This window comes from Flavivirga aquatica, assembly GCF_001747085.1.
Lineage (GTDB): Bacteria > Bacteroidota > Bacteroidia > Flavobacteriales > Flavobacteriaceae > Algibacter_C > Algibacter_C aquatica.
Genome location: NZ_MDJD01000007.1, coordinates 430,364 through 449,895 on the forward strand (window position 1 = coordinate 430,364; position 19,532 = coordinate 449,895).

Below are 19,532 nucleotides of genomic sequence, written 5' to 3' on the forward strand. Positions count from 1 at the left end.
AAATTTATTTCCAGAATTCGTACCATTTTTTTTCGGCATTGGGATCTATATAAATCCCTTTTTGCTTTTTATCTTCTATTTTTCGTGCTGCTGTTTTATCCATATGCTTTCGCCAAATGGCACTAAACTGTATGGTTCTATCAACATTATTATTTGTATAATTAAACGTACCATCTACTCGTAATAATGTATGATCTATAGCATCTAATTGATATTTTATAGCTGTTTCTCCTTTATTTAATACACTTACTGGCTGCATGCTCCCTTGATAATTTATTAGCATGCGGTTATTCTCTTTTAATACTGGATTAACCGATTGGTTACCTTGAAAACGTATTTTTTGAATACTCGAAAACCATTTAAATTCCTTTTCTAATGGTTTTGTAAACTTGTTGGTATAGTTTATATATATTTTTGAAAAGAGTATGTCGTAAACCACATCGCTATTAAGGCTTTTTAATATTTTTTCGGGACTGCTTACAACATGGCTTATTTTTTTACAATAATTAACAAATGACTTTCCCGAATAGCGTTTGGCTAATTCTTTTTGTTTTGTTTCCCAACGGGTTTCTATGTCTTCTTGATTATTAACACCTATTATTTGCCCTGCTTCGCTTACACTTACTTTTAAGGGGTATAAACAACTAACACTTTGTTCTGCCAACTGCTCCATAAACCCTTCTAATCGCTTACCGTTTTTAAAAAACTGGTCTCTATTTAAGGTATAACTAAACACGCCTTTTTTATAACTTGTGCATACGACTTCTAACATATAATGTATGATTTTTTCGTTGCTATAATTAATTTTTATACCATAGGTACGATGTAAAAAGCTTGTTCTATTTTCTATGAGCCAATAGTGTAATCTTCTGGAAAAAGATGTTTTTTTAGATTGGTCTTCTTCTTTTTTATCAAATAATGAAAAATGAGGTCTTGCATCCTCTTTGGATGATGAAGGGGAAGAAGAAACTGTTTTGTTAGACTGTCTATTATCTTCGTCTATTAATAAAGAAAAGCGTTTTTTTTGCATTTTTAGTCTTCTTCTTTTTTACAAAATGCATAATTCCTTATTTGACTATAAGGTGCTTTAACTAATTTAGATTCTGTAGGTTTATAAATCATTCCTGTTTTTCTTATCGTTTAAAATTGCTTAACAAAAAATACACAACGTACTTTACTTTATGTTTATTTCAAAAAAATTGGCTTGTAAAAGTGGGGTTCTATTATCAAACTCAAAATCGAAATACAATGCTTCGTCTTCTGCCATTTTAATAGTTTTAAAACTTCGTCCAATCTCTTTTTTTGCAACATCGAAAGCTTTTAATCTTACTTTACCTTCAAATTCTTGATTAGATATAAGGTAAACGGTCACTTTTTTTATTTGGGTCGAATCGTTATAAACTTTTTCTGTTCTACCTATTTCGAATGTTTTAAGGAATGTGCTATCGGCTAGTATTTTAGCTTGATTTATACTTTTATCATAACCGGAAGAGATCCCTTTTACAACTTCTCCAATACCTTCTGTTGCAGATTCTACGGCTTCTTTACCATCGCTTTAAGGGCATCGCCTGCGCCTTTTAACAGCTTTGATTTAATTGATATTAGGGCATTCCCCTCTTCTTCTGCTTTTACTTTTTTTTCTTCATTACTTAAACATGAGGTTAATACTACTGTAATGATAACTGTGGTTATTTTTATTATGTTTTTCATTTGGGGATCTCTGTTTTTTATAATTAAATGGTTAATGTATTTTATTCTTACCAAGTATCTGGAATACCATGTTTTGAAATATAGATGCTATCTTCTTTTGATATTAAACCTCTTAAATATAATGAGTCTGGTCTATATGCTTTTCCATACTCTTCTATATACTGTTCTATACTTTGTACTTGCGCATTTTTCAATCTATATTTTGTAACCGTTATACTAGTATCTTCAATAGCTCTAAAACGATCTATGGGGGCTCTACCATGTTTCCCTGCAACATAAACTACTACACGACCGTGTGGCGCAAAACAGGTATAAACATAACTACTCTTTCCTGCTTTAAGATTCTTTTCAAGCACTTTATTAGAAAGCTTAAATTTCCCTTTATAAAACTTACCTTCGGTTATAGAAAACCAGTTAACAAACAGACTGTCTGGCACAGGTTTTAAACGCTCACCTACAGCATAACCTGCTCCTACTCTTCCCCAGCCCATACCTCCTGCAACACGCCCTAAGGTACCAACACCGCCTCCATTTTTGTATTGAAAATTATTGGTTAATATTTTTGCTGGATAATGTTGTGGCGCGCACTCCGATGGAGACCAATCGTATTTACGCTCACAGCTTGTTAATACAATAATAAACGCTATACAACTTAGTAACTTTATTTTTTTCATCATTAATTATTATTTACCAAGTATCTGGAATACCATGTTTTGAAATATAGATGCTATCTTCTTTTTTTATATAATGTTTTAAATAGGTGCTTCCGTCTAATTTTTCACCATATTTTTCTTCAAATTCTTGTTCTGTTTTAACACCGTTTATTTTTAAAATATGTTTTGCTATGGTCATACTAGTATCTTCAATAGCTCTAAAACGATCTATGGGTGCTCTACCATGTTTCCCTGCAACATAAACTACTACACGACCGTGTGGCGCAAAACAGGTATAAACACGTATTTGCCCTTTTTTAAGGGCTTCTTCTATTTTTTTACTTGTAAGCTTAAATTTCCCTTTATAAAACTTGCCCTCGGTTATAGAAAACCAGTTAACAAACAGACTGTCTGGCACAGGTTTTAAACGCTCACCTACTGCATAACTAGCTCCTGTATACCCCCAACCACTACCTCCTGCAACACGCTCTAAGGTACCAACACCGCCTCCATTTTTATATTGAAAATTATTAGTTAATATTCTTGCTGGATAATGTTGTAGTGCACACTCCGATGGACTCCACCTATATTTACGCTCACAGCTTGTTAATACAATAATAAACGCTATACAACTTAGTAATTTTAATACTTTCATTATTATTTTTTATTTACCAAGTATCTGGAATACCATGTTTTGAAATATAGATGCTATCTTCTTTTGTCATATAATCCATCATAATTTCTTGATTTGTATATAATGGCCTCCCATAATCTTTTTCAAATTCTTCGGCACTTTTTGTACCTGTTGCATTTAATAAAAATTTTTGTGGTGTCATACTAGTATCTTCAATAGCTCTAAAACGATCTATGGGTGCTCTTCCATGATCGCCAGAAACATACACTACTACACGACCGTGTGGCGCAAAACAGGTATAAACATAACTACTCTTTCCTGCTTTAAGATTCTTTTCAAGCACTTTATTAGAAAGTTTAAATCTGCCTTTATAAAACTTACCTTCGGTTATAGAAAACCAGTTAACAAACAGACTGTCTGGCACAGGTTTTAAACGCTCGCCTACTGCATAACCTGCTCCTACTCTTCCCCAGCCCATACCTCCTGCAGTAACTTGCAGTGTACCAACACCACCTCCATTTTTGTATTGAAAATTATTGGTTAATATTCTTGCTGGATAATGTTGTGGCGCGCACTCCGATGGAGACCAATCGTATTTACGCTCACAGCTTGTTAATACAATAATAAACGCTATACAACTTAGTAACTTTATTTTTTTCATCATTAATTATTATTTACCAAGTATCTGGAATACCATGTTTTGAAATATAGATGCTATCTTCTTTTTTTATATAATGTTTTAAATAGGTGCTTCCGTCTAATTTTTCACCATATTTTTCTTCAAATTCTTGTTCTGTTTTAACACCGTTTATTTTTAAAATATGTTTTGCTATGGTCATACTAGTATCTTCAATAGCTCTAAAACGATCTATGGGTGCTCTACCATGTTTCCCTGCAACATAAACTACTACACGACCGTGTGGCGCAAAACAGGTATAAACACGTATTTGCCCTTTTTTAAGGGCTTCTTCTATTTTTTTACTTGTAAGCTTAAATTTCCCTTTATAAAACTTGCCCTCGGTTATAGAAAACCAGTTAACAAATAAACTATCGGGCACGGGTTTTAAACGTTCACCTACTGCATAACTAGCTCCTGTATACCCCCAACCATTACCTCCTGCAGTAACTTGCAGTGTACCAACACCACCTCCATTTTTGTATTGAAAATTATTGGTTAATATTTTTGCTGGATAATGTTGTGGCGCACACTCCGATGGACCCCACCTATATTTACGCTCACAACTCATTAACACAATAATAAACGCTATACAACTTAGTAATTTTATTTTTTTCATTATTAATTGTCATATTTAAGACGTTCTTTAACTGGCTCGTTAGCATAAATATACCCATTTCCTACCTCGCCTATTAAGGGTGAATAATTGGCAGATTGGTGAATAAATGAGTGTTTTAATAAACGGGAATCGCTATAACTAATTAAAGGATTTTCGTCTGTTAAAGCAATAGTTCTTAAGGTTTGGTATACTGCTTCTAATTCTTCTGGAATTTTAAATGTATTTGGATCTATAATTTCAAAAGGCACATTTGCTATATTCGCTAGTTCGTGCATAATACGTAACGGTATATAAGTATAATCATTAAAGACCTCCTTAGTACCTTCTAGCACATACAGGTAGTCTGTTTCTACCACTTGTATTGCGCGTCCCATTTTTATTTCCATATGGTCGCCATAGTATTTTATATGTTTGGTACTTTTATCTAGCACCTTAATTTCTTCTGGTAAATACCAGCCTTGGGCTATCCAATTAAGGCGCTCTTTTTCTAAACGTGCTTTATCTGTAGCTTTATTGCCAAAGCCTAGATAAGCTACTTCTTTACCTGTTTTATAGCCCCCACCAATATCTGAGTGTACTCCAGGCATACTAAAAGAATAACCTACATTGGTTTTATTAAGGGCAAAGTTTTTACGGTGTTCGTCTCTAGCACTTAAATGTACAACCTGTTTGGCGTTAACTCCTGCCAAATCTAAATTTATACCATGGTGCGAAGCATCTTCTATTTTAAAATCGCCTGCATCAATTTTTAAAATGGCTGCAACCGAATCGAACAAACCAACAAAGCGGATATTAAATTGCTGTGGTAGTTTGGGTACTTTATTTTTTAATTGTTTAAATAAACCTCCTCCTTCGTTTATAGTAATGGTTTCTTTATACGATGTATCCATCCAGCCTCCCATATTATATTTTTTATGGCTTACTTTAACTTCTTCTTTAAGGCTATTACAAAAATGTCTTGCTGCTGCTGCACCACGGCTAAAACCAAAAACATCGAATGTTAAAGTATCTATGCGTTTTAGCTTTTTTAGTTCAACAATCTCTTCTACTATTTGCTCAATGCCATCATTTACTTTGCCCTGTACGCCACGATCTCCATTCCAAATATCATAACCATGAGCAACAATACCTGCAATGGGGTGCAATACTGTAGCTGTAGTTTTTAATAAAATAGGGGTATCTTCTCCTGTACCCGAGCTTATGGCATCATCTAACCTGCCTTTTAAGGTACCAATACCTTGTACATAAATACGAATAATTACTTTTTGGCGCCTTCCTGCCACCTCTTTTTTATCGGGATACAAATCAAAAAGGCGTACTACATTAGAATAATCGTTTTCGTAACTGCCTTTAAGGTTTTTAGGTCCAGATGGTGCACCAGCCTCTCCAATATCTGTATTAAATTTATTGTTACCTGTACCATCAAAAAACACGCCTATTTCTACATCTACTGGTTTTTCTTCGTCAATTTCTAAGGCCATTGGAGCTTCAAAAGCAATACCATCTTTGCCTTTCATATTTACTTTTTTAGCACTTAAAGTTATATTTTCCTTACTATATATGGTATGGTTTCCTCCTGTTATTTTTGTAATATTTCCTTTAACTAATCGTTTCCTGCTCATAGCGTTTTAAAATAAAGAACTGTTTTCTGCACTGTTTAACTTTACTTTATTTTCGGAGTTACCGGTAAATTCACCTTCTACTTGTACCTGGACTTCTCCGTTACTTATTTCTTTACGTTCTTTTTTAGTTTCAGAAATTAAATCGCCTTCTATAATCTCTTTTAATTCTCCAATAACTAACATGTTACTATTACCTGCTACACTACTCAATTTATTCATACCAATATTTTCTGTAGCATTTACACCAATAACGGTTGTACTATTAGCGCCTACATTGGTGTTTAAATTTTCAGCTACATTTATATTCATGTTTTTACAATTTAGCGTTAATGTTTCTGGAGCTGTAATGGTAATATTTTTACTCTTTGTATCATAGTGTATTTGATTACCTCCTTTATCTTTTATAGTAATACTTTCTTGCCTATTGGTATCGTTAAACTCTATAGTATGTCCAGAACGGGTAATGATACTTTTATGGGTATTGTCTACTCGCCCGCCTGCTCCTGTGTTACCATTAAAAAGGCTTCCCATTACAAAAGGTCTGTTAGGGTCTGAGTAGCGAAAGCCTACCATAACTTGATCGCCTTCTTCGGGGATAAATACATGACCTCGGTTTTGTTCATGATTTTCACTCTGGCCTGCATCTGGTGTCATAACACGTATCCAGTTTGTTCGTTTTTCGTGTTTTTGCCATTGAAACTGAACTTGCACACGGCCTTTTCCTTTTGGGTCTTCATTACTTACTACTGTAGCGAGTTGCGGGTTGGCTTGTGGTAAATCGACCTGAGGTTCTGGTGGTACTTTTACACCACTAGGGATGGCTTTTATATGGCTGCTATAAGTGGTACTGCCTGTAGCTTTATGTTCTATGTCTATAATAATGTATTCGCCATAGTTTTTAACGTCAAACTCGTCTTTCCCGCTCCACTTGGCAGAGCTTACTTTTATTATGCTTCCTACGGTTAGGTTTTGTTGGTTGCAATCGGCTTCTAATATATTTAAATCGGCTACTGCTGCAGCTTGCTTATTTTTTACACTGGTTTCTAGCTCACTTTTGTTTTGGGTTCTTGCTACGGCGTGTGAGTTGGCTACGCCTTTAAAAATGTCTAAGGAGGTGTTAAAGGCATCCATACCTAGTTCGTTAAGGCCTTCAACATTGTTTTTAGTCTTGGATTCGTTTTTGGTATCTTCTAAGGCGTTGTATGAAAATATATTATAGCTGTTCGCTCGGGCTTCCATACCTATGCTTATGTTAGAGAGTTCTCTACCATATTGTAACTTTGTAGCTGTATTGCGATCTGGCTGACCTATGACTAGCTTTAATCCGTCGTAGAAAAACCATTCATAGTGTTGTTTTGCTAAGCGTTGTAGAAATTGATAGTGGGTTTCGCCGTATTGGGCTTCGTAATTTAATAGCCCTCTATGTTCTGGTTCTATTAGGGCTTGTATGTTAACGGTATCTAGGGTGTCTTTTATAATATTTGCTAAACTCTTGTTTACCCAGGAGGTGGTATGCTTGCCTTGTTCTAATAGTATGGTTTTGGAATAGCCTGTAATTTCTATATTGCCTTGATGCCCGTCGTTATGTTGTAACTTTAAATTGGTGATGATGCCTACAAATTCGGCCTCATCGAAGGATATTACTACCGATTTCCCTAACCATGCTTTTGAGGCTTCTAGGGTATGAACGCCTAGGGCTTCGATTTCGTCGTGGTCTACTTGAATTTTAAATTCATGGTGGGTATTAAGGCGTTGTTTTAAGGTAACTTGCTCAAAGTTGGAAAGGTATTTCCCATCAATGCTTATTGATGTTTTGTAATCCATAAATGGTGGGTGTTTTTTATATGAGAGTTCTTTTGAGAGAGGGGATTTGTGCTATTCTAGTTTTAATTTTAATTTAAAAAAAAAAGCAGTTTCTAAAATACCTCTAGGTATTCTGGAAACCGCTTTTTATATACTCATAAAAAATCTAATGGTTCTTGATATTAAAAACTTTTCTTTTTTTATAAGCGGTTACTTGTATTAGGCTTTTGGCCAACGGTTATCTATAGAGGCGTTTCCTATTAGGATTTGCTCTGCAGATACTGTAAAACGTAACTTCATTGGTACGTCTCCGTTTACATCTAAAATCTCTTTATAGTATACTAAGTAAGAGTTTTTAAATTCTATTTCTTTCATCTTAGCGTCTTCTTCTGTTTTTTTGTAAACGATTTTTCCGTCTACAGATTTAAACTGTGAGTTTAACATGGCTTCGATTACTGAGGTATCTTCTGTTGATTCAATTTCTAAGGTTACACGACCGCCGTATACGTTAGAGGATACTTTTCCTTTTTTGTCTGTGTCTCTACTAAATGAGTATTCTGAATATAATACGTCAAATTCTTTTCCACCTAATTCTAGGCTTGCTCTAAATGATCCCATGTTTTTGGATTTTTAATTTTAATTTTACAATATTTTGTTTTAAACTTCTAGAAGGTGTTTTAAACTAGTATAAAAAACAACTTCAAAAAAAATTTGCTATTAGATAAATATTGCTCTTTGGGAAATAATTGAGAAAGGTTCTTGAAAGAAGTGAAATTTCACTTTTTAAAATAAGAAGGTTTAACAATTATTGAAAGAGAATAAAGATACCCAATCGCTAAATTACCAGACCAATGTAGTATAATTTTTCAAATAAAAAAGGGATGTAAGATTTTTTATTGAAAAAATAAACGCTTTTTCTTTAAAATTTGCTTTTCATCGATATTTTATGCTGAACCATTACCTCATCTATCTATTATTCTATGTCAAGAGCCTTAAAACTCATTAGCAATACACATAATTTTCCTCCTACTATTTTCGAAAACACAAATTATTTTTGCCTAACCCTAAAATCCCAGAACTTTTTGACTTGATCCAATTTAACCTGAATTTTGACTAAACATAACTTTAAGAGAGAGTCTAATAAAATAATTAGACGCATTACGAAAACATACGAAATATTCAATCAATAAAAAAACCCTTTCTAAAAACAGAAAGGGTTTTAATTCTTTTATAAAGAAAATTATTTTTAAGCTTCAAAAGCTTCAATAGAAACATAAGATTTGTTATCTTTTTTCTTTGTAAATTTTACAACACCATCAACTTTGGCGTGTAAAGTATGATCTTTACCTTGGTATACATTTTCACCTGGGTGATGTGTATTACCACGTTGTCTTATGATAATGTTACCTGCAAGAGCAGCTTGTCCACCAAAAATCTTAACACCTAAGCGTTTCGATTCTGATTCTCTACCATTTTTCGAACTTCCGACTCCTTTTTTATGTGCCATTTTATTTCGATTTTAATTTTTATTATTAACTTAAAGCAGCTATTAAATCAGCTTTCTTCATAGAAGAAATACCTTCAACTCCTTTAGCTTTTGCTAAGTCTTTTAATTCAGCAACAGTTAATTTGCTTAAATCTTGATTAGCTTCTGCTTTTGGTGCAGCAGTTTCAGCCTTAGGCTCTGCTTTTTTAGTTGCTTTAGCTGGGGCAGCTTTCTTAGCTCCAGAAGCAACAATACTTTCTATTACAATTTCTGTTAAAGATTGACGGTGACCATTTTTAACACGATAACCTTTACGTCTTTTCTTCTTAAAAACTATAACTTTATCACCCTTAAGGTGTTTTAAGACTTTTGCTCCTACTTGAGCTCCGTCTATAGCTGGGGCGCCTACAGTTACATTGTCACCATCACCTAAAAGAAGTACATTATCGAAAGAAACTTTCTTACCTTCTTCAGTTTGTAAACGGTTAACAAAAACTTTTTGGTCTTTAACAACTTTAAATTGTTGCCCTGCTATCTCTACAATTGCGTACATAGCGTAACGTTTTTATTTATTAATTTGTTCAAAAAATGAGTGCAAATATACTTCTAATTATTTAAAATACAAATGTTTTATTCATATTTAGAATAATCATTTATTCTTCTCTTAAATTTTAAATAATACGTAGGACAAGCTATAACAAACGTTAAAAAATAAACCACTATGGATTTGAAATCCATAGTTTTAAACAAAAGAATGAAATTCTTTCTTTACATTACTCTAATATCCAGTTGCCTTTTTCTGAATTGGATTTATCCTTGTGATTTTTAAGATATTCTTGAACCATCTCATCTGTTATCTTGCCAGTACTCCAAGCTCCATAGTCAATAACCCAAAAATAGCGACCCAAATACTGTTTGTTAAACTTGGGAAATTCGAGATGAGCAACCTTTCAATTTATTCACCAAAATACTTATAATCAATAAGATAAACACTCAATATGCACATGAATGTGATCCTTACTTACTACTCCTTTTAGAATCTGAACATTTTCAGAATTACAAATCTGAATTAACAAATTACAATAACACTGTTGGATGTCTCTTTGCAAAACTTTATATCGATATTTTGTAGCCATACTATATGGTAAATCAAATTACTTATCGAATGTGAATGCTTTCGGTTATTTGGCATACAACAAAAGCAAAACATTTATAGAAACTAAAGTAACTGCAATCAAATTGCAGGGTTTTAACCTTTAACTAGATAATAAATACTTCAAAAATAAGGAGGGTTTTTAATTCTTCACTCGTTCTATTATAAAAAAGCTATTATCATGGAAAATTTCAAAAAACAGTTTAAATCAAATGCGAAAAAAGTTAATGAATTCATTAAAGAACTCATCATTGGTGCTTCTTATGCGTTAAGAAAATAATTCATCATACTTATTACCTCTAAAGCTGGAGTCATAGAGATATTATCTTAGTTTCATACTAACTTAAGTGGGGTTAAAATTTGTCATTCTGACTCCATAATCTGCTGAATGACAATTCACTTATGCACAAACACACATCAAGACCAGTATTTTATAATAATCGTAAGATGTTAACAGCATAAAAATAATCTAGACTACAAACGTTTACTAGATTTGAGGAATGTTTCTTGTCTTTTTAAAAAGCTGCATAACAGATAATGTTGAAACTACTGTTGTTGCAAATCCCATGACAGCAACAACAAAGGTTACCGTACCAATACTTACACTAAAATTACCTTTAATGGTTTGAAATAACTCTACTAAGAAAGTATTATTAACTTCGGTAGTGTAGAGCAAAAAGAATGAAGTAAAAATAAGCGTAGCTATAGCACCTGTAGCAAGCCCAGTTTTAAAACCTTCTCCGTAAGAAAAAGCTTCTAAGCTCTCATGCTTTTTTGAACGTACTGCTTCATAAATTCCAAAAGCAGTAATAATTGCATTAAAAAAACTAAACGCTGGATTAATATGCTTATTAAATAAAGATAGAATTAAAAAATATGCAATTAAAACAACACCTGCAACAAGACCAAACCGAATAGGAAGTGATATATTTTTCATAATGTGAAAATTTACATGTACTTAAATTTCGTGAAAAATTATGAATTAAAATAATTTTAAGGCTAAATACTTCATTTTCAAAAAAAAAAAAAAAAAAAAAAAAGAGGCATTGCTTATTAGTAACACCTCTTTCTTATTTTTTCAGATAAACTCTAAAAAAATTAATTACAACACTTAAATCTTTAATTCTTTTCTTTAGTAATAGACAATTTACATAGTATATCTACATCGTTCCCTAGTGCCAAACCACCTATTTCTAAATTTTTATTATATACTACACCATAGTCTTGTCTGTTAATGGTTGTTTTAATTACAAGTCCAGCTCTTGTAAGACCAAAAGCATCTTTTTCAATCAATCCTTTATATTTACCACTAAAAGTTACTTCTTTAGTTACGTTTCGTATTGTTAAATCTCCTGTTATTAAAAGATTGTTATCCTCCTCTTTTTTCACAGAAGTACTTTTGAATGTTATTGTTGGATATTTTTCAACATCGAAAAAATCATTAGCTCTCAAATGTTTATCTCTACGTTCATTTCTAGTGTTTATACTAGCTACTTCTATAGTAAAATCAACTTTTAAATCTGAAAAACCCTTTACGTCTGATAATAGAGTAGCTTCATACTTATCAAAAGTCCCTTCCGTTTCAGAAACCATCATATGCTCTACACTAAACCCCACTTTAGAATGTAATGCATCTACCTTCCATTTCGTTGTCTGGGCATTTACAATTGAGCATAGGCATACTAATACAACAACCATTAATTTAATAAAATTTATCATTTGCCTTAAATTTAAGTCTCACAAATAAATAATAAATCTATTACTATTATTACCAATAAAATGTTAACAAGTAATGCAATTTTATGATTTTCGTTTATGTGATAAATATACTCCCAGTAAAATAATAGCACTTGCTACACCTTGTATAAAACTAAAAGACTCTCCGTCTAAAACACCCCAAAATACAGCTATAACAGGCATTAAATAAGTAACAGACGATGCAAATACTGGAGTTGCTACATGCACCAACTTATTAAACAACACCTTAGCAATTGCGGTACCAAACAAAGATAAAAGAACCATATACAATAAAGAAACTTTGACCTCTGAAGTAGACAAATATTCTAAGTTAAAAAAATCTGAAAATAATAATATTATAAAAGCAGGGATAATTATTACAGCAAAATTACCTACCGCAATAGTTAATGCATTCATTTCTTGCAAATTACGTTTTAAAATATTCACACTAGTTGCATACATAAATGTCGCTATTATTACAAATGACACATATAAATAATTCTGATTTGTGTTTACAGAAGCTCCATTCATTATTAATAGTATAGCCCCTAGTAAGCCTATAAGGACTCCTAAAACTTGCCTTTTTGTAGAGCCTATTTTAAACACAAAAGCACCTAAAATTATAGTATTTAATGGTACTAACGAATTTAGGATTGAAGCTATAGAACTATCTATCTCTGTTTCTGCAAAAGCAAAAAGAAATGCTGGAAAAAAAGTACCTAAAAACCCTGTAAGTGTAACCCATTTCCAATCTTCACTTTTTATGCTTTTTATTTTATTAAATCCTACAATTAACAAAAATATACCTGTAAAAATAACTCTAATTGCACCTAATTGAATAGGTGTTAAACCTACTAGTCCTTTTTTTATTAGTATGAAGGAACTCCCCCAAATTAATGATAATACAATTAAGTAAATCCATTTTAGATTATTAGCTCTCATAAATATAACTTCAATTATAGCCTACAAATGTGAAGTTTTTAATATAATAAACCGCATTATTTAGTAATTTTGTATTATAAATTTTTAAACACTAGTTATATGAAAACTATAAAACATATATTAACGCTTGTATTAATTACAATTTTTACTTTTAGTTGTAAAAATGAAGTGAAACCAGAAATTAAAACTGTTGAAATTGAAACAACAGTAAAAAAAGAATTAGATCCTAATGCAACTTATGCCAAAGCAGAATTTACTATTGACGGCATGACATGTGCTGTAGGTTGTGCCGCAACTATACAAAAGAAAATCTCTAAAATGGAAGGTGTTAAATCTGCAACAGTAGATTTTGATAGAAAATTAGCTATGGTTGAATATAACGAAGCCAAAGTAACACCTATTACACTTGAAAAAACAGTAAGTAATGTTGCTGATATTTACAAAGTAAGTAACATGAAAACTGTTGATGCTTTTTCAACGAAGAAAACTTGTGCTACTAATTGTAAAAAAGAATGTTGTGTAAATAAAACCGAAAAGAAAGCTTGTGCTGCTAATTGCAAAAAAGAATGCTGCGCTAAAAAGGCTTAAATTAAATAGTATAAATAATTATAAAAAGCATCTTGATTTTAAAAAATCAAGATGCTTTTTTATTTCCACACTATGGTTTCCATAATACGTTTAATATCTTTTTGCAAATAATTAGCTGCAGGTAAAATAGAATCGTAATTAGGCTTTGCATAGAAATACAATGAGCCTGTCAAGAAATGGTTAACACTATCTGTTACATAAAACTGCGCTGGTGATGCCACATTTCCTTTTACCTCTGCAAATGCACCATATACTTTACGTGCTTCATTTTCATAAGGTGTTACTGGAATCTCTTCTGCTTTAACAGTGTGTTTTTGAGTAAGGTTTTGGGCGTCTCTTAAAAAATTCCTAAGATTTTTTTGATTATTACCAATAGCTTTATAAGTCAAAAAAACTGTGCCTCTTAAAGTTGAGTACTCTATATTTATACCATAACTTTCTGTATCTGCTTTTACATTTTTAGTATTAATTTTAGTAGCCAAAACATTAGTCTCAAAAGAAAAAGGTAAGCCTAAATTAGATTTTACATACTTCGCTTTTGGATAATCTAGTCTTAAATAGGCTTTAGGCTTCGGTACATAATCTTCGCCACAAGAAAAACATAATACAACTAGTAATAAAACGTAAAGATTCTTTGCCATTATGTTATTGTAAATTTCACAAGTTTTATACGCTTTTTATCTAAAGCTTCTATAATAAAAACGTAATTTTTAAAATTTATTTTACTGTTTAATTTAGGAAAGCTCTTAGATATTTCTAGCACAAAACCAGCTACGGTTTCTGCTTCTCCTTTATGATCTTCAAAAATAGTTTCATCTTCAACTTTTATAATTTTATAAAAATCTTTTAAAGCTGTCTTTCCTTCAAACACAAAGTTATTATCATCTAATTTTGAGTATATCAAATCGTCGTCATCAAACTCATCACTTATATCTCCAACAATTTCTTCAATAATATCTTCTAAAGAGATTAACCCAGATGTTCCTCCATATTCATCAACAACAACAGCTAAGTGTACTTTCTTTTCTTGAAATTCTGCCATTAAATCATCCAACTTTTTGTTTTCTGGCACAAAAAAAGGTTCTCGTATTAAATTCTCCCAATTAAATTGTACCCTATCTATATAAGGTAATAAATCTTTTACATATAAAATACCTTGAATAGAATCTATATTATCTTTATAAACAGGAATTCTTGAATAACCGTTTGATATAATCTCTGGCATGATTTCGGCGTAATTTTGCTCTATATTTAATGCAAAAATATCAATACGAGGACGCATTACTTGTTTAGTATCTGTATTACCAAAAGACACGATACCCTGCAATATTTTATGCTCCTCTTTAGTTGTATCTTCCTCACTTGTAAGCTCTAAAGCTTGAGATAATTGATCTACACTTAAATTCGATTTTTGTTTTCCTAATTTATTATGAATGGATAGTGTAACGCTTCGCATAGGTAAACTTATAGGGGACAAAAACACATCTAAAACACCTAATGGGTAAGCCATAAGTTTGGCAAACTTTAAATTATTTCTACTTGCATAAATTTTAGGCAAAATTTCACCAAATAATAAAATTAAAAAGGTAACTACAACAACTTCAACTACAAATTTAATTTTTGTATTTGTAATATCTTCAAACATAAAATCACCTAAAAAAGCAAACAAAATAACTATGGCTATGTTTATAAAATTATTAGCAACTAATATTGTTGCTAATAATTTTTTAGGGCGCTCTAAAAGTTTAGATATGATTTGTAAACGTTTAGATTTTTTTTCTAAACCATCTTTTATATCTGTAATATTGAGCGAAAAAAAAGCAACTTCGGCTCCTGATATTAGAGCAGAACAAACTAAAAGCAAAAATAATAATGCAAAGCCAAAAACAATTGAAAAGTCAATTGTCATTATTAAAGTTTTTAAACTCGGGGGGGCAGGATCCAAATACTATCGTTTTAGTTAAACATTGATGACTCAATAAACAATTGAGTACATCATTAAAATGGAAGATCATCTTTTTCATTTTGAATAGATTCACTACTGGATTGATCATTAGAATTTGGTTTTTCTATAACTGGAGAACTTGGTGCATTATTTTCGCTTTCCTTTTTTGTAGACAGGAATGTAAAGTCATTACATTGAATTTCTGTAGAATATCTGTCATTTCCTTTGTCATCTAGCCACTTCCTAGTTTTTAAACGGCCTTCTATATAAACTTTATCGCCTTTGCTTAAATATTTTTCGCAAATTTCTGCGCCTTTATTTCTTACTACAATATTATGCCATTCTGTATTTGTAATACGCTCATTAGTTTGCTTACTTACATAAGTTTCATTGGTTGCTAAAGGAAAACGTCCAACACATCCACCTCCTTCAAAATAGTGCATTTTTATTTCATCTCCTAAATGCCCAATTAGCATTACTTTATTTAAAGTTCCAGACATAATTATTCTTTAATATATTAAGAAGCAAAATTACTTAATTGTGCTATATTTTTTTAAAATTAATAAAAAAATATGATTGTAAATACTAAACTAATCAAAATTAAACGATTCAATAAAGTTTCCTATTAAAATAGGAACAGCATAGTTACGTATTTTACTTATTAAAATTCCTTCTTCTAAAAGTTTATTTACATTAATAATCCAAAATGTAGTATATAAGTGTTGGTGAGATAATTTGTGCACTATAGGCTCCTTATTATATTGTAATAATTCAAAAGGCATACCTTTTAATAGGTTATTATTTTCTATACGGTTTTTTAAATCTGTAAGATTAATAGTTTCATCTGTTTCCACTAAAGGGAATTGATATAAATTTTGCCAAATACCTTTTCCTTCTCTTTTCTCTAAAACAGTTTTTTCATCTTCGGAAATAAATACTAAAAAATTAAAATGCTTTTTTTTGGCTTTTGCAGATTTAATTTTAACTGGTAGTTCATTAATCCTATTTTCATTAAAAGCTATACATCCTGTATTATAAGGACAAATATTACAATACGGTTTTTTTGGTTTGCATTGTGTTGCTCCAAACTCCATAATAGCTTGATTAAATTCGGCTGGATTATTTTTATCAATTAGCTCTTGGGCTAATTGTTTAAATTCCTTAGCTCCCTTCGATGAATTTATAGGGGTATCGACACCAAAATATCTTGATAATACTCTATATACATTACCGTCTAGCACTGCACTAATTTCATTAAAACAAATAGATGCAATAGCGCTTGCAGTGTAATCTCCTACGCCTTTTAATTTTAGTAAGTCTTTATAGTTATTAGGAAATACTCCCTCTAATTCACTGGCAATCTGTTTTGAAGTTGCGTGTAAATTTCTAGCTCGTGAGTAATACCCTAGCCCTTGCCACAATTTTAGCACATCGCTTTCATTTGCATTTGCAAGATCAAAAACAGTGGGGTATTTAGCAACAAAAGCTTCGTAATATGGAAGCCCTTGCTTCACTTGCGTTTGTTGTAAAATAATTTCTGACAACCATATATAATATGGGTTCTTAGTTTGCCTCCATGGCAAATCCCTCTTATTATTTGAATACCAAGTAGTTAAAATTTTTGAAAATATCATTATTGAATTTATACAGCAGGCAAAAATAAACGTTTATAATCTTAAATTTTAATGAATTAGGTTTGAAATATTGAATATTTAATTCCTATATTTGCATCCCTTTTAGAATTTATAGTAATCAAAAAAATAAAATATTAAAATGACGAAGGCTGATTTAGTAGCAAAGATTTCTGAGAAATTAGGAATTGAAAAAGGTGATGTTCAAGCAACTGTTGAAACATTTATGGAAGAAGTAAAAACTTCTTTAGAAAGTGGTGATAATGTATACTTAAGAGGTTTTGGTAGCTTTATTATTAAAACAAGAGCTGAAAAAACTGGTAGAAATATTTCAAAAAATACTACTATTAAAATACCTGCACATAATATTCCTGCATTTAAGCCTGCAAAAGTTTTTGTAGAAGGCGTTAAAACTAACGTAGACGTTAAATAAAACATTAAAACAATTATTAATTTAAAAAGACACTATTTATGCCAAGTGGTAAAAAACGTAAAAGACATAAGGTAGCAACTCACAAGCGTAAGAAACGTAGACGTGCTAACCGTCATAAGAAGAAAAAATAAATTAAAAAAAGTAGTTAGATTAACTACTTTTTTTTGATTTTAAAAAACAACAAAGTTCTTTGAAATTGAGCTCGTAAAATTTTGTTTTTTGAGCTCCACAGATTTAAAATCCTGTGAAATCTGCTAATTATTTATTAATTAGCAGATAAATAATGTATAATCCATCTGTCACTTATTAAAAAAGTGATGGATTAAAATTAACTAAATGGATAAAGAATTGATCATTAGATCTAGTTCCGAAAACGTTGATTTTGCCTTATTAAAAGATGGAAAACTTATTGAATTACAGAAAGATGAAGGTGGTAACAAATTTTCTGTTGGTGATGTGTTTATAGCCAAAATAAGAAAAGCTGTCCCTGGTTTAAATGCTGCATTTGTTAATGTAGGTTATGAGAAAGATGCATTTTTGCATTATCACGATTTAGGTCCTAAGCTTCCTTCCCTTTTAAAATTCACAAAACGTGTAAGTACAGGTAAACTAAAAGATTTTTATTTAAAAAATTTCCCATTTGAAAAAGATATTGAGAAAGATGGCAAAATTGCCGACGTCTTAAAATCCAATCAATCGCTATTGGTACAAATAGTAAAAGAACCTATATCTACTAAAGGCCCTAGAATAAGCTCCGAGCTTTCTATTGCTGGTAGATACATTGTTTTGGTTCCTTTTTCTAATCGTATTTCTATTTCTCAAAAAATAGAAGATAGAGAAGAAAAAGACAGGCTTAAACGTTTGGTAAAGAGTATTGCTCCTCCAAGTTTTGGTATTATTGTACGAACCGTAGCACAAGGCAGAAAAGTAGCCGAACTAGACAAAGACTTACAAAATTTGCTTAGTCGTTGGACGGCAATGTGTAAAAAGCTATACAAAGCACATCATCCAAGTAAAGTATTAGGAGAAATGAATAAAGCCTCGTCTATTTTACGAGATATATTTAATGACACTTTTACAAGTATTCATGTTGATGATGAAGAGCTTTGTTTTCAAATTAAAGAGTATGTGCAAGAAATTGCACCTGAAAAAGAATCAATAGTTAAATTATATCAATCTAAAGTTCCAATTTTTGAAAAATTTGGAATAGAAAGACAGATCAAAACATCCTTTGGGAAGACCGTTTCTATGGCTAAAGGTGCTTATTTGGTAATTGAACATACTGAAGCACTACATGTTATAGATGTAAATAGCGGTAACAGATCTAACAAAGCTAACAACCAAGAGGATACAGCACTAGAAGTCAACCTAATAGCTGCTACAGAAATGGCCCGCCAATTACGATTACGTGATATGGGAGGTATTATAGTAGTCGATTTTATAGATATGACAAATGCTGAAAATAGGCAAAAATTGTTTAACCACCTTCGAGATGAAATGAAGGACGACAGAGCTAAACACAAAATATTGCCTCCAAGTAAATTTGGATTGATACAAATAACAAGACAACGTGTTCGCCCAGAAATGAACATTAAAACCCGTGAGGAAAATCCTGACGGAATTATTAATGGTGCTGAAATTGAAGCCCCCATAGGTTTGGTGCAAAAAGTGACACATGATCTTGAACAACTATTAAAAAAAGACTATAAAAAGTTGACTTTAAACACACATCCTTTTATAGCAGCCTTCTTAACAAAAGGTTTTCCATCTATACGTTCAAAATGGTTTTTTGAACATAAAAAATGGGTTAAAATTTTACCAAGAGATGCTTACACATATCTAGAATACCACTTTTTTGATAAAGACGGTAATCAAATTAAATAATTAAAAAGCCCCTGCT

22 protein-coding genes and 1 pseudogene are annotated in these 19,532 nt (G+C 31.5%); 3 read left to right on the forward strand and 20 right to left on the reverse strand.

The genetic code is table 11. The annotated features are described in order from the left end of the window. Positions 1 to 4 precede the first annotated feature (4 nt). The 16 genes and pseudogenes from A8C32_RS02465 to A8C32_RS02530 all read right to left on the reverse strand — a co-directional run bounded on the left by A8C32_RS02465 (position 5) and on the right by A8C32_RS02530 (position 13,035). Positions 5 to 1,030, reverse strand: a complete 1,026-nt coding sequence (locus A8C32_RS02465; RefSeq protein ID WP_069828863.1) for a hypothetical protein — start codon at positions 1,028 to 1,030, stop codon at positions 5 to 7. A 144-nt stretch (positions 1,031 to 1,174) separates the two neighbouring features. Then, positions 1,175 to 1,372 carry a hypothetical protein gene (locus A8C32_RS02470; protein WP_069828864.1) on the reverse strand — a complete coding sequence of 66 codons (198 nt, stop codon included), beginning with the start codon at positions 1,370 to 1,372 and terminating at the stop codon, positions 1,175 to 1,177. A 161-nt stretch (positions 1,373 to 1,533) separates the two neighbouring features. Continuing rightward, positions 1,534 to 1,710: a hypothetical protein gene (locus A8C32_RS20475; protein ID WP_165605776.1), complete on the reverse strand. Its 177-nt coding sequence runs from the start codon at positions 1,708 to 1,710 to the stop codon at positions 1,534 to 1,536. A 47-nt stretch (positions 1,711 to 1,757) separates the two neighbouring features. After that, positions 1,758 to 2,387 carry a DUF2931 family protein gene (locus A8C32_RS02475; protein WP_083253210.1) on the reverse strand — a complete coding sequence of 210 codons (630 nt, stop codon included), beginning with the start codon at positions 2,385 to 2,387 and terminating at the stop codon, positions 1,758 to 1,760. 10 nt (positions 2,388 to 2,397) lie between these two features. Then, positions 2,398 to 3,018 (reverse strand): DUF2931 family protein, encoded by a 621-nt coding sequence (locus A8C32_RS02480; RefSeq protein ID WP_069828866.1) that lies wholly within the window; start codon positions 3,016 to 3,018, stop codon positions 2,398 to 2,400. 13 nt (positions 3,019 to 3,031) lie between these two features. Then, positions 3,032 to 3,661, reverse strand: coding sequence for a DUF2931 family protein (locus A8C32_RS02485; RefSeq protein WP_083253211.1), 630 nt, complete (start codon positions 3,659 to 3,661; stop codon positions 3,032 to 3,034). A 10-nt stretch (positions 3,662 to 3,671) separates the two neighbouring features. Continuing rightward, complete coding sequence (locus A8C32_RS02490; RefSeq protein WP_069828868.1) at positions 3,672 to 4,292, reverse strand: DUF2931 family protein; 621 nt, start codon at positions 4,290 to 4,292, stop codon at positions 3,672 to 3,674. Between the two features lie 2 nt (positions 4,293 to 4,294). Next, positions 4,295 to 5,914, reverse strand: coding sequence for a T6SS phospholipase effector Tle1-like catalytic domain-containing protein (locus A8C32_RS02495; RefSeq protein ID WP_069828869.1), 1,620 nt, complete (start codon positions 5,912 to 5,914; stop codon positions 4,295 to 4,297). A gap of 6 nt (positions 5,915 to 5,920) precedes the next feature. Further along, the gene (locus tag A8C32_RS02500; RefSeq protein WP_069828870.1) at positions 5,921 to 7,738 is read right to left on the reverse strand and encodes a type VI secretion system Vgr family protein; all 1,818 of its coding nucleotides are present in this window, start codon (positions 7,736 to 7,738) and stop codon (positions 5,921 to 5,923) included. Between the two features lie 198 nt (positions 7,739 to 7,936). After that, on the reverse strand, positions 7,937 to 8,335 hold the full coding sequence (gene tssD, locus A8C32_RS02505; protein WP_069828871.1) for a type VI secretion system tube protein TssD: 399 nt from the start codon (positions 8,333 to 8,335) through the stop codon (positions 7,937 to 7,939). Positions 8,336 to 8,963: 628 nt separating this feature from the next. Continuing rightward, complete coding sequence (gene rpmA / locus A8C32_RS02510) at positions 8,964 to 9,224, reverse strand: 50S ribosomal protein L27 (protein WP_069828872.1); 261 nt, start codon at positions 9,222 to 9,224, stop codon at positions 8,964 to 8,966. A gap of 25 nt (positions 9,225 to 9,249) precedes the next feature. After that, a complete protein-coding gene (rplU, locus tag A8C32_RS02515) occupies positions 9,250 to 9,756 on the reverse strand; it encodes a 50S ribosomal protein L21 (protein WP_069828873.1) in 507 nt (168 codons plus the stop codon). A gap of 220 nt (positions 9,757 to 9,976) precedes the next feature. Continuing rightward, positions 9,977 to 10,339 (reverse strand): annotated as a pseudogene (locus tag A8C32_RS19735) (transposase). Positions 10,340 to 10,843: 504 nt separating this feature from the next. Further along, entirely contained in the window at positions 10,844 to 11,293 is a 450-nt protein-coding gene (locus A8C32_RS02520; protein WP_069828874.1) for a DUF4199 domain-containing protein, read from the reverse strand. Positions 11,294 to 11,475: 182 nt separating this feature from the next. Beyond that, positions 11,476 to 12,075: a YceI family protein gene (locus A8C32_RS02525; protein WP_083253212.1), complete on the reverse strand. Its 600-nt coding sequence runs from the start codon at positions 12,073 to 12,075 to the stop codon at positions 11,476 to 11,478. Positions 12,076 to 12,156: 81 nt separating this feature from the next. Next, positions 12,157 to 13,035, reverse strand: a complete 879-nt coding sequence (locus A8C32_RS02530) for a DMT family transporter (protein WP_069828875.1) — start codon at positions 13,033 to 13,035, stop codon at positions 12,157 to 12,159. A gap of 99 nt (positions 13,036 to 13,134) precedes the next feature. Here A8C32_RS02530 and A8C32_RS02535 point away from each other — a divergent pair, with 99 nt between their 5' ends. Then, positions 13,135 to 13,623 carry a heavy-metal-associated domain-containing protein gene (locus A8C32_RS02535; protein ID WP_069828876.1) on the forward strand — a complete coding sequence of 163 codons (489 nt, stop codon included), beginning with the start codon at positions 13,135 to 13,137 and terminating at the stop codon, positions 13,621 to 13,623. A gap of 59 nt (positions 13,624 to 13,682) precedes the next feature. Here the strand turns inward: A8C32_RS02535 and gldD are convergent, their stop codons facing one another. From gldD to mutY, 4 genes are all read right to left on the reverse strand, one after another. Further along, positions 13,683 to 14,264 (reverse strand): gliding motility lipoprotein GldD, encoded by a 582-nt coding sequence (gldD, locus tag A8C32_RS02540; RefSeq protein WP_069828877.1) that lies wholly within the window; start codon positions 14,262 to 14,264, stop codon positions 13,683 to 13,685. Further along, positions 14,264 to 15,568 (reverse strand): gliding motility-associated protein GldE, encoded by a 1,305-nt coding sequence (locus A8C32_RS02545; protein ID WP_069828878.1) that lies wholly within the window; start codon positions 15,566 to 15,568, stop codon positions 14,264 to 14,266. Before A8C32_RS02545 ends, gldD begins: the two co-directional genes overlap by 1 nt. Before the next feature lie 53 nt (positions 15,569 to 15,621). Next, positions 15,622 to 16,068 carry a single-stranded DNA-binding protein gene (locus tag A8C32_RS02550; protein WP_069828879.1) on the reverse strand — a complete coding sequence of 149 codons (447 nt, stop codon included), beginning with the start codon at positions 16,066 to 16,068 and terminating at the stop codon, positions 15,622 to 15,624. Positions 16,069 to 16,158: 90 nt separating this feature from the next. After that, positions 16,159 to 17,202 carry an A/G-specific adenine glycosylase gene (gene mutY / locus A8C32_RS02555; protein ID WP_069828880.1) on the reverse strand — a complete coding sequence of 348 codons (1,044 nt, stop codon included), beginning with the start codon at positions 17,200 to 17,202 and terminating at the stop codon, positions 16,159 to 16,161. Positions 17,203 to 17,341: 139 nt separating this feature from the next. On the opposite strand from mutY, the gene A8C32_RS02560 reads away from it, so the two are divergent. Both A8C32_RS02560 and A8C32_RS02565 read left to right on the forward strand, forming a co-directional pair. Further along, entirely contained in the window at positions 17,342 to 17,632 is a 291-nt protein-coding gene (locus tag A8C32_RS02560) for an HU family DNA-binding protein (protein ID WP_019386001.1), read from the forward strand. Between the two features lie 336 nt (positions 17,633 to 17,968). Further along, positions 17,969 to 19,516: an Rne/Rng family ribonuclease gene (locus tag A8C32_RS02565; RefSeq protein WP_069828881.1), complete on the forward strand. Its 1,548-nt coding sequence runs from the start codon at positions 17,969 to 17,971 to the stop codon at positions 19,514 to 19,516. The last annotated feature ends 16 nt before the right edge of the window (positions 19,517 to 19,532 follow it).